Source organism: Psychrobacter sp. BF1, assembly GCF_019279065.1.
GTDB classification, from domain to species: domain Bacteria; phylum Pseudomonadota; class Gammaproteobacteria; order Pseudomonadales; family Moraxellaceae; genus Psychrobacter; species Psychrobacter urativorans.
This window is the reverse complement of the sequence record NZ_JAGYWV010000001.1, coordinates 581,842-605,746: the sequence shown is the minus strand read 5'-3', so window position 1 is coordinate 605,746 and position 23,905 is coordinate 581,842. Positions and strand designations below refer to the sequence as shown.

Below are 23,905 nucleotides of genomic sequence, written 5' to 3'. Positions count from 1 at the left end.
TCAGACATATTTGCTTAGGCTATTTATTATTTATAAGTGGTTAGATTATGGGGTTAATTTGGCTGTGATTCAAGTTACGATTATGTTGATAAGAAAATACTATGTTACCGTCATCTGCTAGTTTTGCTTGATAATATTATCAATTTAATTCTAGTAATTTAGTTAAAATGACTTAATATATGGCACCCTCAAGCTCATAAGAAAACTGCAAATAAGGCAGACTGATGTCTATTCCATTCTATAAAACGATAGCTATTTTACCTATCTTAGCGGTTACGCTTACAGGTTGTCTAAGCACCAAACCATACGAGCCGCCAACAAACGCTGCTATAGCAACCTTAGCTTATGACATTGACCCAGCAACTTTCTATGCTCCTGCTAGATACATCGATAAGGGATATGCAGAAAGAGTTGATATAGAGTTAGTGCCCAGCCCTTTATCTATTGCATTGGCGGTTAATAATAAGCCTGAGACTGTTTATATGAATTTGGCTAAGCGAGGAGCTTTCAGTGAAATAAATACCTTTGAAGCCAATAAGAAACTAAGGTTTTCTTACCAGCATAAGATGGTTAAAGGCTTAGGTGACTGGCCAGTGTTATGTGTAGTTACTGTAGAAGCTACTTTAGTTGCAAACGACAACTACCTTTTAAAAGCTCATTCAACCGCTAAAAACTTTAGGAATAAAACTAACTTTATCAATGAAAAAATAGAAGCTGAAGACACTAGTTGTCAGATTCAAATCATTGATACTCAGTCCAGTAAGGTTATAGCAGAGAATACTACACAAGTATTTGAAAAAATGATTCCATTCTACAATCGATTCTAATACTTTGTGCCACTGTTAATTAGAGCAGGATAAGTTTTCAATCCTAGTACGGACAGAGATTCTTTATTACACTTCAAGTTTATTAGTAGTGCTGTAGATATGCCATCGCTTTGATTTCAATAACACTATCACTCGCTACTAGTATAAATAACCTGTTGTTTCTGAGCAGCGGCATCAAAAAACGTTTGCAGCTGCTGTAAAGGCAGCCTAGGGAAAGGCAAATGCAACGATAGTATTAGTCTTTCAAGCGCTAGTATTTCATCAGCTAAAGCCTTGGCAACTTTAGCTGGAATCTGCGGGTGTTCATAAAGATTATCAATCAGCCAAGTCAATTGTGGAAACTTAGGGTTATTGCGAACTTGATAAAGAGTCGGCACTAAATCATCAGCGATTTGACCGCGTGCTTTACGAAACATACCATTCTTGTAGTACATATTAATAGCCATATTAGGGTAACTTCTTTAAATTTTTAATACTTAAATAACCGATATAGGACTTATCTTCTATTCGTTCTACAGCTGTCTTATCAATGCTAATCTGTAATCTTCCTGCGCCTAGCAACTCATTGACGTTATAAATCTCATCGACATCTACCAGCAGCTTATCGTCAATATGCGAGGCGGCATTAAAGGGCGTGTCTTTGTCTTTAAAAGTAAACTGCTTATAGAAATCACTTTGCTTAGCTTGCTTAACCGCCTCAGCTTGGGTCGGCGCTACAATTAGCAGCTTATGATGATACTCTTCAAAGTCATCAGGCAGATAACCTCCTAGGTTAATGAAGTACAGTTTTAAATCCGCGGCGGCACTTGCAGTACTTATAGGAGCAGCATCTGAATCGGTTTTAGCAACCCAATCAATATGATAACCGCCCACACTAGTGACTTTACGATAAGAGTCGATATGCCATTTATTTTTTACCTCAGGCCAATGCTCATTGATCGCTGGTATCAGCTTGATAAGCGTATCTGCCACGCCAAAGAACATATCATGCTGCTCAATCAAGCGCCCTTTAGGACGACCGCCAAGTTGAACCATAAAAACTGTAGGCATACTATCTCCGTAAATGCTGTGCGAGGTTTATCTAACTGTTTTTAGTTACCTTATTCTAGCTTGTACATAGACTTAACAGCGTCAACAAACGTTACTTATTATAGACTCAAGGTAATAAACACATCATCAGACTAGGACGTTGGCATTACTCTACCTGTACGTAAAGCAAAGGCCCAGTCCTCTCGGCCATTGTTTGAGGCTAAGCATGCAGCTGCTTGGTAATCGTAGGGCACTTTTAGCTGCTCAACTTGCCAGCAAAGACCTGCTGACGTTTCGATACCCTCGATAATAGCGTAGCTGGCATGAGTAGAATATGTCTGCATCTTATGGCTGATGGGTAGCTTATCCTCATAGGCAGGATAACCAACACTACCGGTATTGACGATGATCTGTCCGGTAGACAAAGTGACAGTGCGGGAAATATGGGTATGACCACAGACGATAACCTCAGCACGTTGTCCCGCTAAGCGCTCGATAATGTCACTATCTTCTCGGACACTTGGGGTACCGCTACTGACCTCTTCTAATAAGTACATCATGTCATCGATTGGAGAGCCATGACATAGATAAATTTGTTGATTTAAACGATAGTCAAAAGGTAGTGAGCGCAACCAATCTATGGCAGTAAGTGGCAAACTATCATAGATAAACGACATAGTCTGATTAGAGGCGATCTCATCCTTTGTTGCCTCATAAATCTGCCGATCTTGATTGCCACGGATAGTAATAATAGGTTTAGATTGGCAAGCTTGATAATTCATCAGCAGCTCATAGGTTTGCTTAGGCGCGATAGGCCCATATAGGATATCGCCTAAATTGACCACTTGCTGTACATCACGATCGTCAATATCAGCTAATACTGCCTCTAAGGCAAAGACATTGCTATGGATATCAGAAATAGCCGCAATCTTAATGGATGGTTTGCAATTTATAGTTTTGAGCTTAGGGTTGATGGTCATTACAATCTCATATTATCTAAGATATATCAGCGATTAAAGTTAACCGCCATTATTTACCTAACAGGGGACTGATTCACTAAAAACTTTTTGGCAACAGCCACAGTAGTAATAGAATCCTCTTCATGTGGCACATGGCCCAAATTAGCAAATATCTTTAGCTGGCTGTTAGTTATATCTCGCTGAAAAAGCTCAGCATTCTCAACAGGGATTAACTCGTCTTTTGCGCCCCATAAAATCAACGTCGGTATCGTTAAGGCCTTGATTTCCTCCTGATTCTCAAAGTTATCAAAGTCACGCAACCGCTCTATGAGTGCCTGACGGTTACCTTGCCGTAATGCCATATCATAATAGCGCTCGACTAAGGCATCAGTAACTTTAGTCTTATCAGCATAGACACTAATAAGGCTTTTTCTCACCACTGCCCGTGGCAATACATGATTTAAAATAGGGCTTAATATGGGGTACTTGGCTAGTCTAAAACCTATAGGGATACTCTTTGGCATAACTGGATAGCCAACAGCATCGATTACTATAAGGTTTTTGACATAATGGGGATATAAAGCAGCAGTACGCCAAGCAATTTTGCCGCCTAATGAATTGCCTACTAGCGTCACTTGTTGTAGCTGCAAACTGTCCAATACTTGGGTGACGAATGCGGCATAGTCTGTACTATTATAGGCGCTACGCTTATCAACAAAAGGACCAGTCAACCCAAAGCCTGGCAAGTCCATACTTACCACGCAATAGTCATCGCTAAGCTCTTTTGTCCAGCCCTCCCACGTATGTAGACTAGCTGAGGTGCCATGTAGCAAGACGATAGTATCGACTTCTTCTATACTAGCTACAGACGCAGAGCTTAGTGACTGATCGTTGACATCGACAGCGCATTTTTGCGAGCGCCGGATATGCACTTGCATACCTTTAATATTAATAAATTCACTGTCAGGTAATTGCCATTGCTTCAATTGAGCGACACTACGGTCAGGAGCCCAAAACACCGTTAGCAAAATGATAAGCGATATACCAGTGCCAACTATAGCCAGTAATAGTATTTTAGCCAAACGCTTTATCATTCGCGAGCTTCTCGGTGGTCAAGGTTGAACGAGCTAGTGCTTGATTTAATGCTAGTCAATTTTGCAATCTAGCCATTTCATCAGTGGCTTTGCTCATACTCCTCAGCACTCATGGTCTCTATAAGCTTTAAGTCTTGATTGTAAATTTGAACTTTGTTATTAGTAAGCATGATTAGAACGATTTGCTGATCGTCATCGTAATAACTCTCATAGATAGCATCATAATTGAAGGCTTTGACTACTTTACCTTGAGCATTTATCAGTCCTACCTTAGAGTAGTCAGCACCACTATCGTAGTCACTTACCACTAAAAAAGGTAAATATTGTAAAGGGTTTAAACCGGTATACTTAGGTTTTATAATGGTTTTACCTTTATCATCTAATAAGCCATAACGCTCATCAAGCTCAACCATATAGTAATCTGTTCTATTATCAGAGTAGTATGCAAGCATAATGTTATCTACAGAATCATATAAGGGGGCGATAAGCACTTTACCGTTAGGAGTTAATACACCTTGCTTGCCATTTTGAGCAACGACTTTTAAGTTTTCGCTGGCATACATCTCAGTAACTTCAGTATAGGCACTCAAGTCGATGGGCATGATTTGACCTGATGAATCAAGTAAAACCTTTCTACCGTCTTTTTGTGCAAGGATACTTTTATTTGATAGCTCATAATCAAATTTTTCATAGCTAGTAGGCACTAATACTGCATCATAACGGTCGTTTAGTAGCCCATATTTGCCATTTTTATCCACTATAATGCGACTCTCGAACTGAGACTCTTCCTCTCCAGCCGCAAGACGATAAGGGGATAGAGGTAAAATCGGTCGGCCTACACTGTCAATAATACTTTGCTTATCACCTTGGGTGAGGATATATAAAGGCTCTGACTCTGCATTCTCAATTACAGCGATACTATCAAAAACAATACCAGCAACAGTTTCATTTTGCGTAGTCAGCAAACCATACTCTTGATTTTTCTTGACTAGCAAAGCATTCATCGACTGCGATATCTCATCGTAAAAGAAGGGGATTCTAACGTTATCCTCTGCATCGATAAGTCCAAACTTATTATTGAGTTTGGCTACATATAGGGTGTTATCGAAACCATAATCATTGTCTGTATAGTCTACTTCTGCCTCTTCTGCGCTATCTACTTCTGTTTGATCATAGTCTGCTGTTGTCTCTTCTACTGCTTCTGCTGCTTCTACTACCTCTACTGCTTCTGCTGCATCATCGCTCACCGCATATTCGCTCTGTTCTTCTTCCGGCGGTGTCTGTAGCTCTGCTAAAGATCGATCAGCAATATCGATACTTTGTAACTGATCATAGTAGTTAGCTACTATAAACTGCTTAGTGGTTTGATCTTGTCTTAAAATGCCTTGCTTGCCCTTTTGAGTCACTATTATAGGCGCATCTGAGCCGGAAGAGATATACTCAAAACTGGCCGGCAATATGATTTTGCCGTCACTATTTATGATACCGTACTTACCCGCCTGTGAAAATTGATACAGATTATTAGAGGCATTTGTTATAGGCGAATCTGATTCAACTAATGTTTTGCCATTGCCCTTAATAAGCGTGTCGCTGATAAAACCCTCATCCCTGTCATCGCTATTATAACTACTGTAATGATTCTTACTGACTTTGAATACTTGCTCATCGCGGTTAAAATTATCGATGCTCTGGTTGGTTGCCAGTGGTACCACAAACTTCTGATACTGATCCATTAGTCCTGTTTTATCGCCTGATTTGACCATCATAAATAGACGCTCATTAGGACAAGTATCTAGTAAGTTTAACTCATCATAAATACTAGGGACTAAAGTTTGTTTTTTATCATTTATGAGACCTACTTTGCCCTTTTCAGTTACTTTAAAATAGCTAATATCATTGGTTTCATCATGATACAGTTGCTCGATAGCTACCTTGTTTTCAAATTTGCCACTAGCAGGATACAACCAGTCTTTGCCGCCTTTTACCAATGCGTCCATGCTGATAGCGCCTTGATACTTTGATAAACGATATAAGTCAGCAGGCAGAATCTCTATAGCATCATAGGCAAAGTCGAATATCAGTTGCCCATCGGCACCAATAAGCCCAAAGCGGCCATCACGCTTGGCAATAATCCGTCCATCTTCGTAAGGCGTTACATCGTACAAGCGATCTTGCAACACTTGTCCGTTCTGATTAGTCAGTTGGTAATAGGCTTTGTTAGCCTTTAAAGCTAGCTGATTGGGATGAGTGTCATTACTGTCTTCAATAGTCATAGTAGGTAGACTATTGCTGCTACAAGAGCAGTCACTAGCAAGCGCTGCTGTTGAGGTAGTTAACGCCGATATCATAAATATAGCCGCTACTAGAGGTTTTATTAAGAAACCTTTTAGAGACTTTTTGAGGTACAAGGTTTTATTAACATCAATAGTATCAGTGGTAGTAACAGCAGGCTTCATAATCGGCTCCCTAGTCGTAGCGTTAATAGTAATTTTAAACTTATGTTAAGTGATTACAGTAGCTAAAAATAGAAAATTGTGCAATCTTAAAATATAAAAAAATACCAGCATTTACTTGCATGGCTCTCAGAAACGTTATCTTAAGAACCTTAGCAAATAATTACTGGCCATTTTGTTTATAAATGCAAGGCTGCTAAAGTAAACTCTGATCGGCATATAGCCCTAATGAAGTTATACGCGAGTCCTGTTTTTATAACGACTGACCCCAGCAATGACGGTTTGTTCAATCACTCGATCATCGCCAAGCATCATCAGGACAAATAGCTTTTCTTCTAGTGAGCTGGTCTGCGTCATACGACGCTCAAGTAACGCTGTTGCCCCTAAATCAATAACCACAAAATCCGCTTCTTTATTAGGCATAAAGTTGCCTATTTTTTGCTCCAATAACAGCGATTGAGCATTGCCTAAAGTGATCTGATATAACCCTTGATGAGCAGATAAAGGGTTGCTTTGTAATTGCTGAACTTTGTAGGCTTCTGACAACGTAGTGAGCATCGACAAGCTAGTCCCCGCTCCCACATCAGTAGCAATGCTCACTCCGGTATAGCTCAAAGTCTTCGACAGGTCAAATAGACCACTGCCCAAGAACAGATTAGAGGTTGGGCAATGAGCTATTTGGGTACCAGTATCACGCAGCACTTCATACTCTGAGGTGTCAAGATAAATGCCATGTGCCAACGTCGTATAACGACCCAATAGACCCATATCGGCATAAACATCGAGATAGCCTTTATGATTGGGATAAAGCTCACGTACAAAAGCTACCTCAGCAAGGTTTTCTGCCAGATGAGTCTGTAGATAGACATCATTATAGCTAGCATAGAGCTCGCCCGTCATCTTTAGCTGTTTGGGGCTTGAGGTAATGGCAAACCTTGGCGTAATAGCCACATGCTGGCGACCCCGTCCATGCCACTTATCAATAATGTTTTGGCTGTCGCGTATACCTTGTTCAGTAGGTACACACAGATGCTCAGGAGCGTTTTGATCCATCAGCACATTACCAGTAATCATGCGCATATTCAGCTGAGTACTCTGAGTAAAAAAAGCCTCAACCGATTCAGGGTGGCTAGTAGCAAATACCATAGCGCTGGTCGTACCATTAGCTAACAGTTGCTGTAAAAAAAACTTCGCGGTATCGTCGGCAACTTTGCGATCGCCAAAGTTCGCTTCCGTCACAAAGGTATAGTTATTAAGCCAATCTAGTAGCTGCTCACCAAAAGCGGCAATCATATCTATTTGTGGATAGTGCACATGAGTGTCAATAAAGCCTGGCAGGATAAGCTTGTGCTTGTGGTGATGGATTTGTACTGGCTGTTGTCCCTGTTGAGTACGGCCATACTCTGCCATTATGCTAGCGCTACTACCGTAATCTACCACTAGGCCAGTCTGATCATCAATGACTAATGCGCCATCAGCGATATACTCTGCAAAGACAGTAATGCCTTTTATAACGGGGTTAAGGATAGTGTGTTTATCAATGCCTGAGGTTTGCATAGGCGCAGACTCTGTGCGCTCATTACTATCACTCTCGGTCAGGTAATGGAGCAGTTGCGCTTGATAAATGTGTAGGGTCATAAATATACCTCAAATAAAACAATAAATAGAGTAACTAATAGGCTAAATAATAGAGCCTTGATAAGACTGCCAAGTATTCAATCACCATAACCTCAGCACAAAGTTAAAAAGTTAAAAAGTTAAAAAGTTAAAAAACCACCTATAACTTATTATGGCTAATCGCTTTGATAGTCACTGATAGCAATTGATAGTCATTGATAGCTACTAACTAATAGTCATTAAAGCTAACAACTGAGATCAATATCATTATCACTAAAAAAGCTAAGGCTGATGATACTGTTGCAAAATCTGCGCGGTGATAGACACAGCGACTGCCATTGGCTCTTTACCCCCAAGCGGCAAACCGATAGGCATAGTAATCTGATCAACCAGCTGCTCATCATAACCGCGCTGTAATAGGCGATCTTGAAAACGCTTAGCTTTAGTCGCTGAGCTAATACAACCGATATACGGCATTGCAATATGCTGTTGCTTGGTATTATCAGCATTAAGCGCTATATAACTATCTAGCACTGCTCGTACCAAATCAAAATCAAGACTATGATCATGAGTCATTACTAAAATAAAGCGCTTGCCTTGCTTTTTGACAAACGGTTTAACAAAGTCAGTAGGATCGTCATCAATATGTGGTCGAATATGCGCAGGCAAATGATAAGACAGTGGCTGATTTTCAGTTGTAGACTCATCGATCAGATAACGCTCAAACCTCTCAGCACGACTGTCCACCCAATCCACTTGACAAGGTAGCTCCGCCAAAATAGTCATCAATGCAGCTGCCACATGCCCCGCACCGAACACCAATATCGATAAAGGTGGCGTGACATTGAAGCACTCAAACATGACCGTGACGCTACCACCGCAGCACTGTGCTAGCTTTGCTCCTAGTGGATAATGCTTAGTATAAACGGACTCTCGGCGTACAGCTTCAGCCTTCTCAGACTTGCCTTGTTTTGCTTGCTTAGAGTTTGCTGCTATTGGCGTATCTAGTTCAGTATTGAGTAGCACTCTTGCAGTTGTAATAACGTCATGCTCAAGACCGCCGCCGCCCAACGTGTCACAGATACCTTCAAGAGTCACAATCATCTTGGCTTGCAGCGCACGTGGTGCTGAGCCATTGACGGCAACAACAGTAGCCAAGACGTGAGCGATTCCTTGCTGCTGGTACTGAGCCAATCCGTCGTACCAGCGTGTCGGCGCTATCGATGCAGTAGACAGATCATTCACTGTGCGCCGGTCCTCTACTTACTGAAACATTAGGATTTTTTATAGCCTCAGGCTGATCATCTACTAGCTGACCGGCAACCTCTGGCGGATTGACGTCTTTACCGTGCGACACTTGCTGCGGCTTGACTTTATCGTCGTTGATACCGTCATCACCGTCTTGATTAACATGGTTATAGTCAACATTATTAGTCAAGCTATCAATGGCAGCAGCATTAACATCAGTATCGATTTCCCAAGGCTCGCCTTGCATGCGCATCACTGCTTTTAACACTGCTTCTGGCGTTGCCGGCATAGTCAGCTCTGGGTTTTTATGGTAATCCGCTAAGCTGGCTACCGCATTATTGATAGCACACCAAACGCTAGCCGCTAGCATAAACGGTGGCTCACCGACGGCTTTAGAATTATAAATAGTCTGTTCTTCATTTTTGCGATCGAATAGATTGACAGTCCACTGCTTCGGCAAGTCGTGGGCAGTTGGGATCTTGTAATTGGCGGCACTGTTAGAAGCCAGATTACCTTTGTTGTCCCACACCAGCTCTTCTGCGGTGAGCCAACCCATACCTTGGACAAAAGCGCCTTCGATCTGACCGATATCGATAGCTGGATTAATAGACTGCCCGACGTCATGCAAGATATCGCAGCGTAGTACGGTATATTCCCCCGTTAAAGTATCGATTTCCACTTCAGAACACGAGGCTCCTAAAGCAAAATAAAAGAAGGGTCGACCCCAAGCTTTCGAGCGATCATAAAATATCTTTGGGGTTTTATAGTAGCCAGTAGCAGACAAGCTAATGCGGTGCTGATAGGCCAATAGCACCATTTCAGCAAAAGTTAATTCTTCCTTATCGTCAATGTAGACATGATTGTTTTCAAAACGAATCGCTTCTGGGGCCACTGCGAAATGCTCAGCTGCAAACTCGACAATGCGTTGTCGAATAGTAATACAAGCGTTTTGTGCCGCTTTGCCGTTGATATCGGTACCTGATGAAGCTGCTGTGGGTGAAGTATTAGGTACTTTGTCAGTACGAGTGGCCGTGGCTTTGACGGTATCTAAATCGACATCAAATTCATTAGCGACAATTTGGGCAATTTTGATATATAGCCCTTGTCCCATCTCAGTACCACCATGATTAATTTGAATAGTACCGTCAGTATAGATGTGCACTAAGGCGCCGGCTTGATTCAAATGCTGCACGGTGAATGAGATGCCGAACTTCACTGGGGTTAATGCTAGACCTAAGCGCTTATCACTGCCCTCAGCTTCAGCTTTTTTGTTAGCTGCCATGATCTGTTGACGACGCTGTTCATAATCGCAGTCTGTGGCTAAAGTATTCATGATAGTGGCTAAATCAAAATGCTCAATCGGCTGCCCATAATGAGTACTTTGACCGTTTTGATATAAGTTAGCTAAGCGCACTTGTAACGGATCTTTGCCTAAAGTATAAGCAATATGATCCATCATATACTCAGCCGTTAATAGCCCTTGTGGCCCACCAAAGCCTCGATAGGCAGTGTTAGATACCGTATGAGTCTTACAGCGATGCCCCGCTATTTGTGCCGCTGGATAGTAATAGGCATTGTCACAGTGGAACATAGCACGATCGACAATAGCATCCGACAGATCTGGTGAATAACCACATAGGGCCGACAGCTGCATATCGACAGCCAATATTTGACCAGCGTCATTGATACCAACATCATAGCGGTTAGCAAACTCGTGACGCTTGCCCGTCGCTACCATGTCATCTTGACGATCTAAGCGCATGCTAACTGGCACGTTGTGACGTTTAGCAACCACACCGCATAGACAAGCCCAAGCTGCCGCTTGCGTCTCCTTACCACCGAAGCCGCCACCCATTCTACGTACTATAGTAGTAACCGCATGAAAAGGCAGATCCACTACTTCAGCAACCAATTGCTGCACTTCGCTCGGATGCTGCGACGAGGTATAGACTTCTAGTCCACCATCATCACAAGGCACTACATAAGACACTTGACCTTCAAGGTAAAAGTGCTCTTGGCCCAGCATATGAATATGGCCTGCAATGCGCGTGGTTGCCTTATCAAGCTCAGCCTCAGTATCACCGCGCTGCATAAAATGGCTAGGACGGACAAATTGCTCTTGCTCAAGCGCTTGTTCAATAGTCAGTATCGCTGGTAGAGGCTCATAATTTACTAGCGCTTTTAGACTGGCCTTTTTTGCAGCGCGGTGGCTGACAGCGACTACTGCAAAGAGGGTCTGCCCCACATACTCAGTGATCTGATCGACCATTAAGGGATCGCCGTCAAATACGGGACCAATATCCGTTTTAGCTGGTAAATCAGCAAAGGTAATAACATCCACTACCCCAGCGGCGGCTTTTACCTCACTCAAATCCATGCTTAATATGCGGGCATGAGCCTGAGTACTTTTGCCGATCGCTACATGCAAAGTATCTTGCGGCTTTAGGATATCATCCACATAAGTGGCGCTCCCCATAACATGGCTTATGGCGCTATCATGTTTAGCGCTAGTGCCGATTTTATTTTTGGGTGGACGCACACGGCGAATGTTGTAGCTGTCAAATAATGAAGAATGATGGCTCATAATAGTTCTCTTATTCTTAGGACTCTAATGGGTTAGACAAAATGTGGTAACCGCTAAGCTGTGTTAGCTTAAAACTCTAGTTGAAATAGCGCTATTAAACACTTTGCGCTTGACTACTATTTAGCAGTTGCTTACCACATTTGATTAATAAACGCTGTACCACATGTAAGCGATATTCGCGGCTGGCTCGAACATCAGTCAACGGTGATACATCCATAGGTAGAGCCTTTGCCGCACGCTCAAAGCTTGCGACTGTAAAAGGCTGGCCCATGAGGGCTTGCTGAGAGTTTTTAACTAGCAAAGGTATAGCTGCCATGCCGCCTAAACCAATTTTTGCCTCATCAATAGTCATGCCATCGCTAGATAAAGCTATTTTGACAGCGACTAAACAGGCTGAGATATCATCTTCATAACGCTTGCTGATTTTATGAATAAATAAATGCTCATAATCTTGCATTAGTGGAATATGAATAGCGACCACATAACTTCCAGCGCGCAGCTTAGTCTTCTTATAATCTAAAAAGAACGCTGACAATGGCATCCACTCATCACTATAAGTTTTTTCAGCAGCTTGACTGTTTTGACTATCATCAGCAGGAGCACAATGACGTAAATGAATACGTGATTCTAAAGCTAATAGAATCGGTGGCAAATCGCCAATAGGCGATGCATTAGCTACATTCCCACCGATAGTACCCATGTTGCGGATTTGCGGTGAAGCAATACGCTCAAATAATTGAGCGAATTCAGGGAAGAACTGTTCAAGTGCTGGCAGCATCTTCTTATAGCTCATGCCAGCGCCAAATATCAGCTCTGGTACTGCTGCAGTCGCTGAATAGTTATCACCTGCTGCATCAGCATCAGCGACTGACCAGGATTTTAGTGACTCGATAGCAGACAATTGAATAATGACTTCATGATCAATCAATTGCTGAGTGACCGTTAAACCTAAGTCAGTGCCTCCGGCCCAAATAGTTGCTTTTGGATGGACTGCCAATAGCTGATCAAGCTCAGCGGTAGATTGTGGAATGAATAGCTGACGTGAGCCTTCGATAAGGGCTGGCGCTATAGTGCTACTAGCACTATTAGTATTATCCATGCTGGTAGCTGATTCGCTAGCAGTTGTCTTAGATTGCGTGTTGGCCATTGCATCGGTAGCTAGAGTCAAGGTCAAGTCTTTTGCCGCTAGCTGCTCAGCCTCTCGCTGCTGACCAATCTTTTGCATACTAAGACCGGCTTCAATGATAGGACGATAGCCAGTACAACGACATAAATTACCTGATATCGAGGCGACAATGTCTGCATAGCTTAAGTCTTTATCGCTAAGGCCATTATTGTGTTGATGTTTTTGCAGACGATGGTTCTCATAAGTACTTGCCAGCGACATCACAAACCCGGGGGTACAAAAGCCGCACTGAGAGCCATGACAGTCCACCATTGCTTGCTGAGCAGGATGCAGCTGTGCACGCTCAGGATGGTGTTCGGGGTTATTTGCCAAATAAGCTGCCGTCATCAGATGATGATTGTCCATCAGCGATAATAGCGTTATACAAGCATTGAGGGTATAAAAAGGCTGGCTACTGCTAGCATCAGTACTATTGTTCATAGGTAAACGCTGAGCCATAACCGTACAAGCCCCGCAGTCACCACTGCCACAGCCCTCTTTGGTATCCATCTGACGGGCGTTTAAACGTAAGTACTCAAGTACTGTGGTATTAGGGTTGAGCTCAGTTATCTGCTGCTGTTTTCCGTTCAAATAAAAACTAATCATGGCAATACTCGGCTGTCTGGATTAATGAGGTATCATTAAATTCAGCAAATGCGGGTACTTATTGACGGCTTAGTACTAAAAAATACTAGTAACTAACTTGCAGGGTAGCTTGACTGTATATAGTGCGCCTTGATATGGCCTGTAGCTATCCGTTCAATAAATCCCATACATTACTAATAATATCTAAATAGGTAGATAAGTATAATGATGTGTAATTGGGTTACTTTACTGTTTTAAAGCCTTCAATTTGATGGCAGTAGAACTTTGATAGCTAAAGGCGGAGGTCATCCACTATATAGTATGCATGAGATTTTAGATAAGATAGTAGATACCTTAAAGATATCTATATCAGTAGCGATAGCTAATATTTATAGCACTTCATTTTCAGCTAGTCAATTATTTTTGCATAACTGACTACCCAATTGTTATAAATTAAGGCAATTGTTATACCTTAACTCTTTAGGCTTATATTGTTTAAGTAACGGCTACTTTTTCTACAAGCACCCATATATCACCTTATTGTCTGATTATCCTGTGATAATGTTTTTAATACTGTCATGCTGACTAATGAATAGCAATAGCATTTTTAACTATAAAGTTATCAAGGTGGCTAAAAATATTCTGATAATTGTTAAGGCTAGCATGCACAAGTTTGACAACACCGTATGCTAGTCTATGGACCTGCTTTATAGCTGCTGTCATTCGGCTAACTTTAGTCGTTGGGCGCATCTGCTGACACGCCTTAGGACGACGACTATTTACTCATAAATCCTGAGCATTTTGCCCTTCTTCGGGTAAGAATAAACTTAAGATAATTGCTGTTATAGCCCCTATTGCCACAGGTGATATAAGTACATTACGCACAGCTTCAGGCAACTGAGACAATACTTCAGGCACCATAGATACCCCAATCCCTATACCTACAGAAGTGGCGATAATCAACATATCGCGACGGTCAAGCTTAGCGCTTGCCAACACTTTAATGCCTGCAACTGCCACAGTACCAAACATAACTAAAGTTGCCCCACCAAGCACAGGTTGAGGCATAGTCTGTAATATAGCGCCAAAGATTGGGAACAGTCCAATGACAATCATAAAAGTTGCAATGTAGATACCAACATGACGACTAGCTACCCCAGTTAAGGCAATAACTCCATTATTTTGACTAAAAGTAGTGGATGGCATACTATTTAGAGCTGCAGCAATCATAGAGTTGACCCCATCTGCTAATACGCCTCCTTGAATACGATTAAGATAAATAGGACCATTGACTGGCTGTTTAGAAATAACAGAGTTAGCCGTTAGATCCCCTGTGGTTTCTAGGGCACTAACACAATAAAGAATCACTAGGGGAATAAATGCTGCAAAATCGAATTGAAAACCAAATTTAAATGGAATTGGGATAGTAATAAATCCAACATTATTTAATGCAGAAAAATCTAGTCGACCCATAAAGAAAGCTGCAATCATGCCAAAAATTAATGCGATGACAATTGAAGATAGCCTGAGTAGAGGATTTTTTGAGCGGTTGAATACAATCACTGAGACTAGTACTATCATACCCAAAAGTAGGTTTTGCAGACTGCCGAAGTCCGATGCACCATAACCGCCAGCAATATCGGTCATTGCAACCTCAATCAGAGGAATACCAATTAAAATAATAATAGTACCAGTGACGACCGGAGTGAATATTCTTTTTAATTTATGAATGAAACGGCTCAGAATAACTTCGATAAAAGCGGCGCAAAAACTAACGCCAAAAATGGTTGCCAAAATATCTTCTGACGAACCGCCCCTACCTTTAACAATCAGACCTGCTGCAATAATAGCGGTTAGAAAAGCAAAACTGGTACCTTGTAAAGACAACATCCCAGCGCCTATCGGTCCTATTTTTTTACATTGAATATAAGTACCAATACCAGAGGATATTAAAGCACAGCTGATGAGATAAGGTACATACTCCCCTAGATCTAGAGTTCCAGCAACGATTAAGGTGGGTGTGACAATGGCAACAATGCTGGCTAGCAAATGTTGTAGAGCGGCAAAGCTGGCAGGCCAAAAGCTAGGCTTATCGTCAAGTTGATACATCAACTCGCTATTATGTTCTGACTCTGAATATTCAGACATGAGTAATCATCCTTGATTAATATAACCGAAAGCTAATTAGTAGCTTGGGTTTATTTTTTATCCATTGTGGGTACTACTTACTGTATTTTGATTTAAAAAAGCCTTTATATCATCCTGATTCAAGGTATTAACATTAAACAACAGCTGACTATTTAGTCAGTTTTTCATATCCTATCATCGTTATCATTTCCTTTGCAAGCCACAAAAAATCCTTCCTAGCATATAATATAAATATTCAATAAAAACAAAAACTTATATTAAATTAATTGACTATCATTTGACACTACAAATCAGGAATACTGTAGTGCACAAAAAAGGCCAGTAGTTATTTATCATAGATTTTCTCAATCCTGATAAATAACTGCTGACCTTAGTTTTCCAATGCTTATAAGACTGTAAACTGCTAGCCCTAAAATGCTTGCAAAGTTAAAAATTATCTAACTAACGCTAAGCTATTAAGTACCCAGCTCAAGCAAAGTAGCATTACCACCAATAGCGGTAGTGTTAATAGTTCTTACCCGCTCAGTGACAAATCGGTACAGATAATCTGGGGTTAGCATCTCTGCTAAACCGTCCATATCCGTAACGGCAATAACTTGAGTCAAAATACCATCAGTATTGGCTAATTCTTGACTAATGCTTTGTACTTCGCTAGTAATGCCAGCCACTGCTACTTGTGACAGACGATCCATATGCAATAAAGTCACTAGCTGTGAGTCGTTAGCGATACTAATAACATCTTCGCTAATGCCTGCCTCATAGAGCGCTTTTACTGCCTCAAGGCACATCTCTTCTTGACTTGGGCAATGTAGAATGACTTCATTACCAGTCAATAATGCGGCAACAAGCTGGCCTAGTATCACCAAAGCTTTTGCTGACTCACCGCCGATGACCATAGTCTTGCCACGGGCAGTCACATACAACTCATTAGACTCACCAGTAGCCCCATTCATCTGTTGTACTTCATCAAGCATAGGTGCAAAGCTTAATAAATGATTGAATAGTTTACGAGCTTTTTTGCTATCACCCGTGAGCAGAGCCAGCTTAGCAATAGCGGCTTGAAGATGAGTAGCACGATCGGTTGCCGTTAATAAACGCCAAGCTTCACAAACTTGGCCATGATCTTTTTTGAATTCAGTTGCCATGTTGCTAGTCCCTATGCGAGTTCTGTTTGAGTGCTAGATGAAGTATGGTTTGCAGTCTCAATAGCTGCTTGCGTATTGGTATCAGTATTAGAGTCAGTGATGACTTCAGTGCTGAGACGCATCAAGCGAGGTACATAATGAGGACCGCCAGCTTTAGGGCCAGTACCTGATAAGCCGCAACCGCCGAACGGCTGGACATTCACTACTGCACCGATCTGATTACGGTTAATATAAGTATTACCCACATAAGCACGGCGCTCTATGTGTTCAGTGATATTTTCGATGCGGCTATGGATACCTAAGGTCAGACCGAAGCCCGTAGCATTGATCGCATCAATCAACTTATCTAAATCATGAGCTTTATAGCGCAATACATGTAATATTGGCCCAAAATGCTCACCACCAATCACATCAATACTGTTAACTTCAATGGCTGTTGGCAGTACAAAAGTAGCCTGATCTTCGCTAACCATCGAGCTAACACTCATCGGCGTCTGGGCCAAGATACTGGCTGTCGGCTCGTTTGTCATCCGTTCGATATGACGCTCAAGACTCTGCTTGGCATCAGCATCAATTACGGGGCCTACATCAGTAGAAACTTGCGTTGGGTTGCCTACTATTAGCTCTGCCATATGACCTTGCAATAGCTCGATTATGCCATCAGCGACTTCCTCTTGTACGCATAGAATACGACAAGCAGAACAACGCTGACCTGCTGAACCAAAGGCTGACAATACTGCATCCCCAACCACTTGTTCCGGCAATGCTGTTGAATCAGCAATCATAGCGTTTTGACCGCCAGTCTCAGCGATTAAGATTGGCAATTCACCATTAGCTTGCGGATGACTATTCAGGCTTTGATTGATACGTTGAGCGGTTTGGGTTGAGCCAGTAAAGATGACCCCTGAAAGATTATCCGCCATAGTCAAGGCAGCTCCAACTTCTCCCGCTCCCGTAACCAGTTGTAGCGCAGTAGCAGGAACACCAGCTTGATACATCAATTGTGCACCGAAGTGAGCAATCAGACTGGTTTGTTCTGCAGGCTTAGCAACAACAGTATTACCTGCTGCTAATGCTGCTACTATCTGACCGGTATAAATCGCTAATGGAAAGTTCCAAGGACTAATACAGACAAAAGTACCGCGCGCTTTATAGACTTGACGCGTCAGCTTGCCAGACAAGTCAGTGAATTCATAAGCATGAGCGTCTAGGCGCTCTGCCTCATCGGCATAGAAGCGACAGAAATCAACGGCTTCTTTGATTTCATCAATACTATCTTGAATAGTCTTGCCAGCTTCAACTTGGCATAAAGCCATCAGCTCAGCATAATTCTCTTCAAATAAATCAGCAGTTTTGCGCAGTATATCAGCGCGCTTGCTAGCAGATACCGCTTGCCATGCTTGTTGACCGGCAACTGCAGCATCGATAGCCTGACGAGCGATAGCGGCATTGGCATAGTACACTTCACCGGCCACCACTTCATGATTCCAAGGCGCACGTATGCTGTGCTTATCGAGATTTTCAGACGTGCCATTATTTGAGTAAGTACTAATAGCTTGACCGTCAATAATAGGCGTTGCTGACCAAGTTTTTTCTAGCTGTTTATCGATAGCTGCTTTAAACAGCGTCCACTGCGATTCAATAAAGATATTAGGACCAAAACTGGCTCTACGCTCACCATAAACATCGAGTGGTAATGGAATATCTGGATTATGCAAAGTGGCATTGCTCAGTAGCTTGTCATACGGATGCACTACTAGCTTATCAATAGGATAAGACTTGTCTAGCAGCTGATGGACGAATGAGCTATTAGCTCCGTTCTCCAGCAAGCGGCGCACTAAGTAAGGTAGCAAGTCTTTATGCGCACCAACAGGAGCATAGATACGCACAGGTATCTGATAGGTTTGCAAAATATGATCATACAATGCATCACCCATACCATGCAGGCGCTGGAACTCAAAATCTCTGTGCGCGCTCATAGTCATCACAGTCGCTAAAGTATGCGCATTGTGAGTGGCAAACTGTGGCCAAATGAGTCCACGCAGATGATCTGATAATAAGAAGCGAGCACAAGCAAGATAGGCGGTGTCAGTACCTTCTTTACGAGTCCATACTGGATAGCCTGACAAGCCTTTTTGCTGAGCCAGTTTAATCTCAGTATCCCAATAAGCGCCTTTAACTAAACGGATAGGAATACGGTCACCGACTTCAGTAGATAAGCTCGCTAGCCAAGCAAAAATAGCAATAGCACGTTTTGAATAGCCTTGTACTACGATACCCAAACCATCCCAACCAGCGGTTAACGGATCGCGATATAGTGATTCAAATAATTTTAGAGAGATCTCTAGACGATCGGCTTCTTCAGCATCGACACTAAGATCGACATTGACCTCGCGCGCCGCCTCAATAAGCAGCATACAACGCTGGCGTAACAAGCCCATAACTTGTGATTCTTGGGTAGCTTCGTAGCGTGGATGCAAGGCCGACAGCTTGATAGAAACTGAAGGTTTAGGCATACCTTCTTTAACTTTTACATTGGCAGTGGCTTTGATAGCATGCAAATAATCATTAAAATATTTTTCGGCATCATGATGGGTGATAGCCGCTTCGCCAAGCATATCGAACGAATAGGTATAGCCTTTATCACGGTAGACTTTGCTGTTCTTATTAGCGTCTTCAATAGTCTCGCCCAATACAAACTGATGACCCATAATACGCATAGCTTTTTGCATAGCAGCACGAATCATCGGCTCGCCCATCTTTTTGGTCATTCTATCCAAAAATCCAGCAGCCGTAGTGCCATTATCTATGCTTACTACCCGTCCGGTCATCATCAGACCCCAAGTCGAAGCATTGACCATCATACCGTTATCATTTTTAAGATGTTTTTTCCAATCCGCTACACTCATTTTATCGCGAATAAGCGCATCGGCAGTATAATTATCAGGCACCCGAATCAAAGCTTCAGCTAGACTCATCAACAAGATACCTTCTTGGGTATCTAAGCTGTACTCTAGCAACAGTGAATCAACCATTTTGATAGCTTTACCATCGTTACGCACATACTCAACCAGTTTGCGCGTTTGGTCAGCAGAAGCTTGTCGCTCCTCATCACTAGGTTTAGCTAAAGGCAATAACTCTGACAACCAACGCTGCTCATCGACACTATATAAAGGCGATATACGGGCGTAAAGCTCTGCTGTCGACACACTAATATACTCAGGAGCCAACATAGCTGTTGGGCTAAATAAAATAGGTTCTTGCGGGGTAAACTGTTCTACAGGATTCATACCAACTCCATAACTAGCGTTTAAAAAACCATAATAAATGCGACGTCCAAAATAGAAGTCTCATCACAATACCAGCAAATCCAGCATCAGCTAGATAAGGTCAAGTAGGTCGTTTGATGTTAAACGGGCTACGTTAACAATTCAAAGGCAACAACAAACAGTTAAGCAGCATTAATGCCTTCTTCTTGTTAGTAGTGAAAGGAGCATGATAGACAGGTGATGGGAGCACTATCAATAAAGGGTAACCCTTAAAGGGCAATACTAATAAAAACTGATACTAACGCTAAAAATAGTGATAGCACTGGTTTTTATCTAAGTAATGTCCAATATAGCGCTACTTTAATGAACCCAAATCCGTCATCTTGTTTAGAACTAATTCACTGGTAAGAAAAACCTCTACGGCGTTGATTGAGGTGATGCGCTTAACGTTGCTATGTTAGCATGAAAGTTTTTTTCGAACTAACGATTTTATGCAAATTTCTATCTTAAAAACAACCACCTAACTATAGTTGTCAGTATAAGTATAATATTCAGTGAACAAAGGTACTCAGTGGCCCTAGCGCTGCTAATTTTTATTATTAATGTCCTGACAATTGCCTATTAATTACTCAAAAATACCCCCTATTTAAACAAAAAAATCCTCTCAACCCATAATAGGCAAAGAGGATAATAGTAGCTAATAAAGACAGTCTTTGATTAGAAGGGTTCAGTACGACCGTATCCTAAAAACATAAATCTTAAAGACTTATATAAATACAATTTTAGCCAGTAATACTGCTGTCAACAACCAGACGGGAACGCTGACTTCAGCAAACCTACCACCTAATACTTTAACCGCAGTGTAAGTAATAAACCCTAGCGCAATACCATCGGCTATAGAATACGTGAGAGGCGTGAATAACAGCACGACGACTACTGGAGCTGACTCTGTTAAATCATGCCAATCGATATCTTTTAGAGTAGCCATCATTAATACAGCCACATAAAAGATAGCGCCAGCGGTAGCATAGCCTGGAATCATACTAGCTAGAGGGGCAAAGAAAATACTTAGTAGAAATAAAGTACCCACTACTACAGCAACTAGACCAGTACGGCCACCTGCAGCAATACCAGAACCACTTTCAATATAACTAGTAGTCGATGAAGTACCTAGTAACGTACCTGCTACTGTCGCTGTTGAATCTGCAAGTAAGGCTTTGCCCATGTTAGGAATTTTGCCGTCTTTGCCCACTAAGCCTGCTTGAGTAGTAGTCGCGATCAAAGTCCCTGCCGTATCAAACAAATCCACGAATAAGAAAGCAAAAATAACACTGATCATACCTACATCAAAGGCACCAGCGATATCCAGTTGCATGAGGGTCGGTGCAATGGCTGGGGGTGCCGATATGATACCGGTAAACTCAGTATGGCCCGTTAGTAAGCTGATTAAAGCCACTAGCAAGATACCAATAGTTACTGCCCCTGGCACCTTTTTATAAGACAGGCCAATAATGACAATAAAACCTAAAGCTGCCATTGCTGGTGAAAAGGTAGTCATATCACCTAAGCTAACCAAAGTCGCATCGTTATTGACGATTACGCCTGAAGTTTGCATCGCAATAAAGGCTAAAAACGCACCAATACCAGCGACTACGCCCTGCTTAAGGCAAGTTGGGATGGCATTAATAATTATTTCACGGATCTTAAACAGGCTTAAAAGTATGAAGATACAACCGGACAGGAATACCGCACCAAGCGCGGTTTGCCAAGTGTAACCCATACCTAAAACTACGCCATAAGTAAAAAAAGCATTAAGACCCATGCCGGGGGCTAAAGCCACTGGCAAGCGGGCATAAATACCCATTATAAAACAACCTATCGCTGCTGCTAGACAAGTAGCAACGAAGACCGCACCTTTATCCATGCCAGCATCTGCTAACACGTTAGGGTTGACAAAAATGATATAAGCCATCGTCAAAAACGTGGTTATACCAGCAAGAATCTCTGTTTTGATGGTGGTATTTTCGCCATTAATTCCAAAATAGCGTTCAATAGCATTCATAAGTATCGCTTCCAAATTGCGTTGATAAGTGTCTTTCGCTTCCAAATTGCGAATGTAAACGCTGCTTCCAAATTGCAACTATAGATGTCGCTTATAAACTAAGGATAAAATGACGCTTCCAAATTGCGGCTGTAGATGACGCTTCCAAATTGCGACTGTAGATGGCGTTTTATACTAAGTTGAATTATGATGCTAATCATTCAGTGACCCTAGCTTTAACTAGGACAATACTGACAACATAGAATAGAACTCATAAAAACCTCAGTAACAAAGTATAACCTTAATTAGGAATTAATTTACAATTGAAATTCCTACAGTTACTTTGTAAGTTTATAGATACAATTAGATTATTGCTAGAAACAATATTACATTTTTATTAACTTGTCATTACAAATTTCATAAAACGACTGTCCAGTATGCATTTTTAGCAGTACACTAGTGGCCTAACGCAAAAGTGCCACTGATACTGGCTTATTGTTCATTACCCATGAGTTCTTCGTATGCCTGAATCTTTAAATATTATTGACCTTATTACCCAAGCCAGTCTCTTGGTGCAGATTGTCATGGGACTACTATTATTAGCGTCTTTGCTAAGTTGGGTGATTATCTTTCGTCTGAGTTCCCGTTTAGGTACTGCTAAAAACTTTGATCAGCAGTTTGAGACTTGGTTTTGGTCAGGAGAAGACTTAGCTAAACTCTATCAAGGTATTCAAGGATCGCCTGATCGCCAAGGCCTTGAACAGATTTTTTATGTAGGATTTTCTGAATATTTAAGAATGCATAAAAAACGCCAACCCAAAGACGATATCATCGATGGCGTCGAGCGTAAACTACGGGTTGGACTCGGTCGTCAGCAGCAGCAATTAGAATCTGGTATCGCCACGCTTGCTAGTATAGGTTCGGTAGCACCTTATGTGGGCTTATTCGGTACGGTATGGGGTATTATGAATGCCTTTTTAGGCTTGTCACAAACTGAGCAAGCTACTCTAGCCTCTGTCGCTCCTGGTATTGCTGAGGCGCTAATTGCTACGGCGATGGGCCTATTTGCGGCTATTCCAGCGGTACTTGCTTATAATCATTTTACCGCAAAGTCAGTCCGACTCTATGAGTCACGTGCACTATTCTGTGATGAGATGACGGGTATGCTACAACGTGAAACTAGTACAGAAAACCTAGCCGCCGCTATGCCTACTACGGCGATCAGTCAAGGTACTGGTCTATGAAACCAAGTCCTTATAGCCGGAAGAAAAGCCCCCTCAATGCTGAGATGAACGTCGTACCTTACATCGATGTGATGTTAGTACTATTAGTAATCTTCATGGTAACTGCCCCTATGCTCACTACTGGTGTAGATGTTGACTTACCCAAAGAGCAGACCACTAGCTTGAGTCAAAATCAGCTACCGGTTATCATCTCTTTGACTAGCAGTGGTGAAACTTTTATCAGTTATGAAGACAATATGGATGTACCCGTTAGTGAGCCTGAGCTGATCGATACTTTATCTAATCTGCAGGCTCAGAGTAATGCTGAGGGCGGCCAACCTGTACAGATTATGATTAACGCTGACCAAAGCAATCAATATGGTGATATCGTGACTTTAATGGCGACGCTGCAGCGAGCAGGTATCCAAAAGGTAGGACTATTGACTGGTGCACCTTTGGCTACCCCTACACTGTAATCACCACCGTTAAACAACAGCCCTAAAAGCATCATCCTAGAT

At 42.0% G+C, this 23,905-nt stretch carries 16 protein-coding genes; 3 read left to right on the top strand and 13 right to left on the bottom strand.

All coding sequences use genetic code 11. The annotated features are described in order from the left end of the window. The first annotated feature begins 224 nt into the window (after positions 1-224). On the top strand, positions 225-827 hold the full coding sequence (locus tag KZA12_RS02410; RefSeq protein ID WP_218689067.1) for a hypothetical protein: 603 nt from the start codon (positions 225-227) through the stop codon (positions 825-827). A gap of 128 nt (positions 828-955) precedes the next feature. Here the strand turns inward: KZA12_RS02410 and KZA12_RS02405 are convergent, their stop codons facing one another. From KZA12_RS02405 to KZA12_RS02345, 13 genes are all read right to left on the bottom strand, one after another. After that, complete coding sequence (locus KZA12_RS02405; RefSeq protein WP_218689066.1) at positions 956-1,261, bottom strand: hypothetical protein; 306 nt, start codon at positions 1,259-1,261, stop codon at positions 956-958. A 13-nt stretch (positions 1,262-1,274) separates the two neighbouring features. Then, on the bottom strand, positions 1,275-1,877 hold the full coding sequence (locus KZA12_RS02400; protein ID WP_218689065.1) for a DUF1543 domain-containing protein: 603 nt from the start codon (positions 1,875-1,877) through the stop codon (positions 1,275-1,277). A gap of 131 nt (positions 1,878-2,008) precedes the next feature. Further along, entirely contained in the window at positions 2,009-2,836 is an 828-nt protein-coding gene (locus KZA12_RS02395) for a metallophosphoesterase (RefSeq protein WP_218689064.1), read from the bottom strand. A gap of 53 nt (positions 2,837-2,889) precedes the next feature. Beyond that, positions 2,890-3,909 (bottom strand): alpha/beta fold hydrolase, encoded by a 1,020-nt coding sequence (locus KZA12_RS02390; protein WP_256932782.1) that lies wholly within the window; start codon positions 3,907-3,909, stop codon positions 2,890-2,892. Between the two features lie 80 nt (positions 3,910-3,989). Beyond that, on the bottom strand, positions 3,990-6,365 hold the full coding sequence (locus tag KZA12_RS02385; RefSeq protein WP_218689063.1) for a WG repeat-containing protein: 2,376 nt from the start codon (positions 6,363-6,365) through the stop codon (positions 3,990-3,992). 231 nt (positions 6,366-6,596) lie between these two features. Then, entirely contained in the window at positions 6,597-7,919 is a 1,323-nt protein-coding gene (gene guaD / locus KZA12_RS02380; protein WP_373416571.1) for a guanine deaminase, read from the bottom strand. Positions 7,920-8,261: 342 nt separating this feature from the next. Next, a complete protein-coding gene (gene xdhC, locus KZA12_RS02375; RefSeq protein WP_373416561.1) occupies positions 8,262-9,224 on the bottom strand; it encodes a xanthine dehydrogenase accessory protein XdhC in 963 nt (320 codons plus the stop codon). Then, positions 9,217-11,811, bottom strand: coding sequence for a xanthine dehydrogenase molybdopterin binding subunit (gene xdhB / locus KZA12_RS02370; RefSeq protein WP_218689061.1), 2,595 nt, complete (start codon positions 11,809-11,811; stop codon positions 9,217-9,219). The genes xdhC and xdhB overlap by 8 nt, the downstream gene beginning before the upstream one ends. A gap of 94 nt (positions 11,812-11,905) precedes the next feature. Further along, positions 11,906-13,582 carry a xanthine dehydrogenase small subunit gene (locus KZA12_RS02365; protein ID WP_218689060.1) on the bottom strand — a complete coding sequence of 559 codons (1,677 nt, stop codon included), beginning with the start codon at positions 13,580-13,582 and terminating at the stop codon, positions 11,906-11,908. A 762-nt stretch (positions 13,583-14,344) separates the two neighbouring features. Next, complete coding sequence (locus KZA12_RS02360; protein ID WP_218689059.1) at positions 14,345-15,709, bottom strand: uracil-xanthine permease family protein; 1,365 nt, start codon at positions 15,707-15,709, stop codon at positions 14,345-14,347. 455 nt (positions 15,710-16,164) lie between these two features. Next, the gene (locus KZA12_RS02355) at positions 16,165-16,854 is read right to left on the bottom strand and encodes a 1-pyrroline-5-carboxylate dehydrogenase (RefSeq protein WP_201623748.1); all 690 of its coding nucleotides are present in this window, start codon (positions 16,852-16,854) and stop codon (positions 16,165-16,167) included. Positions 16,855-16,865: 11 nt separating this feature from the next. Then, positions 16,866-20,144 carry a bifunctional proline dehydrogenase/L-glutamate gamma-semialdehyde dehydrogenase PutA gene (putA, locus tag KZA12_RS02350; RefSeq protein WP_218689058.1) on the bottom strand — a complete coding sequence of 1,093 codons (3,279 nt, stop codon included), beginning with the start codon at positions 20,142-20,144 and terminating at the stop codon, positions 16,866-16,868. 745 nt (positions 20,145-20,889) lie between these two features. Next, positions 20,890-22,185, bottom strand: a complete 1,296-nt coding sequence (locus KZA12_RS02345; protein WP_201623750.1) for an NCS2 family permease — start codon at positions 22,183-22,185, stop codon at positions 20,890-20,892. Between the two features lie 500 nt (positions 22,186-22,685). Here KZA12_RS02345 and tolQ point away from each other — a divergent pair, with 500 nt between their 5' ends. Both tolQ and tolR read left to right on the top strand, forming a co-directional pair. Beyond that, on the top strand, positions 22,686-23,408 hold the full coding sequence (gene tolQ, locus KZA12_RS02340; RefSeq protein WP_216580663.1) for a protein TolQ: 723 nt from the start codon (positions 22,686-22,688) through the stop codon (positions 23,406-23,408). Beyond that, complete coding sequence (tolR, locus tag KZA12_RS02335) at positions 23,405-23,863, top strand: protein TolR (RefSeq protein WP_201623752.1); 459 nt, start codon at positions 23,405-23,407, stop codon at positions 23,861-23,863. The genes tolQ and tolR overlap by 4 nt, the downstream gene beginning before the upstream one ends. The last annotated feature ends 42 nt before the right edge of the window (positions 23,864-23,905 follow it).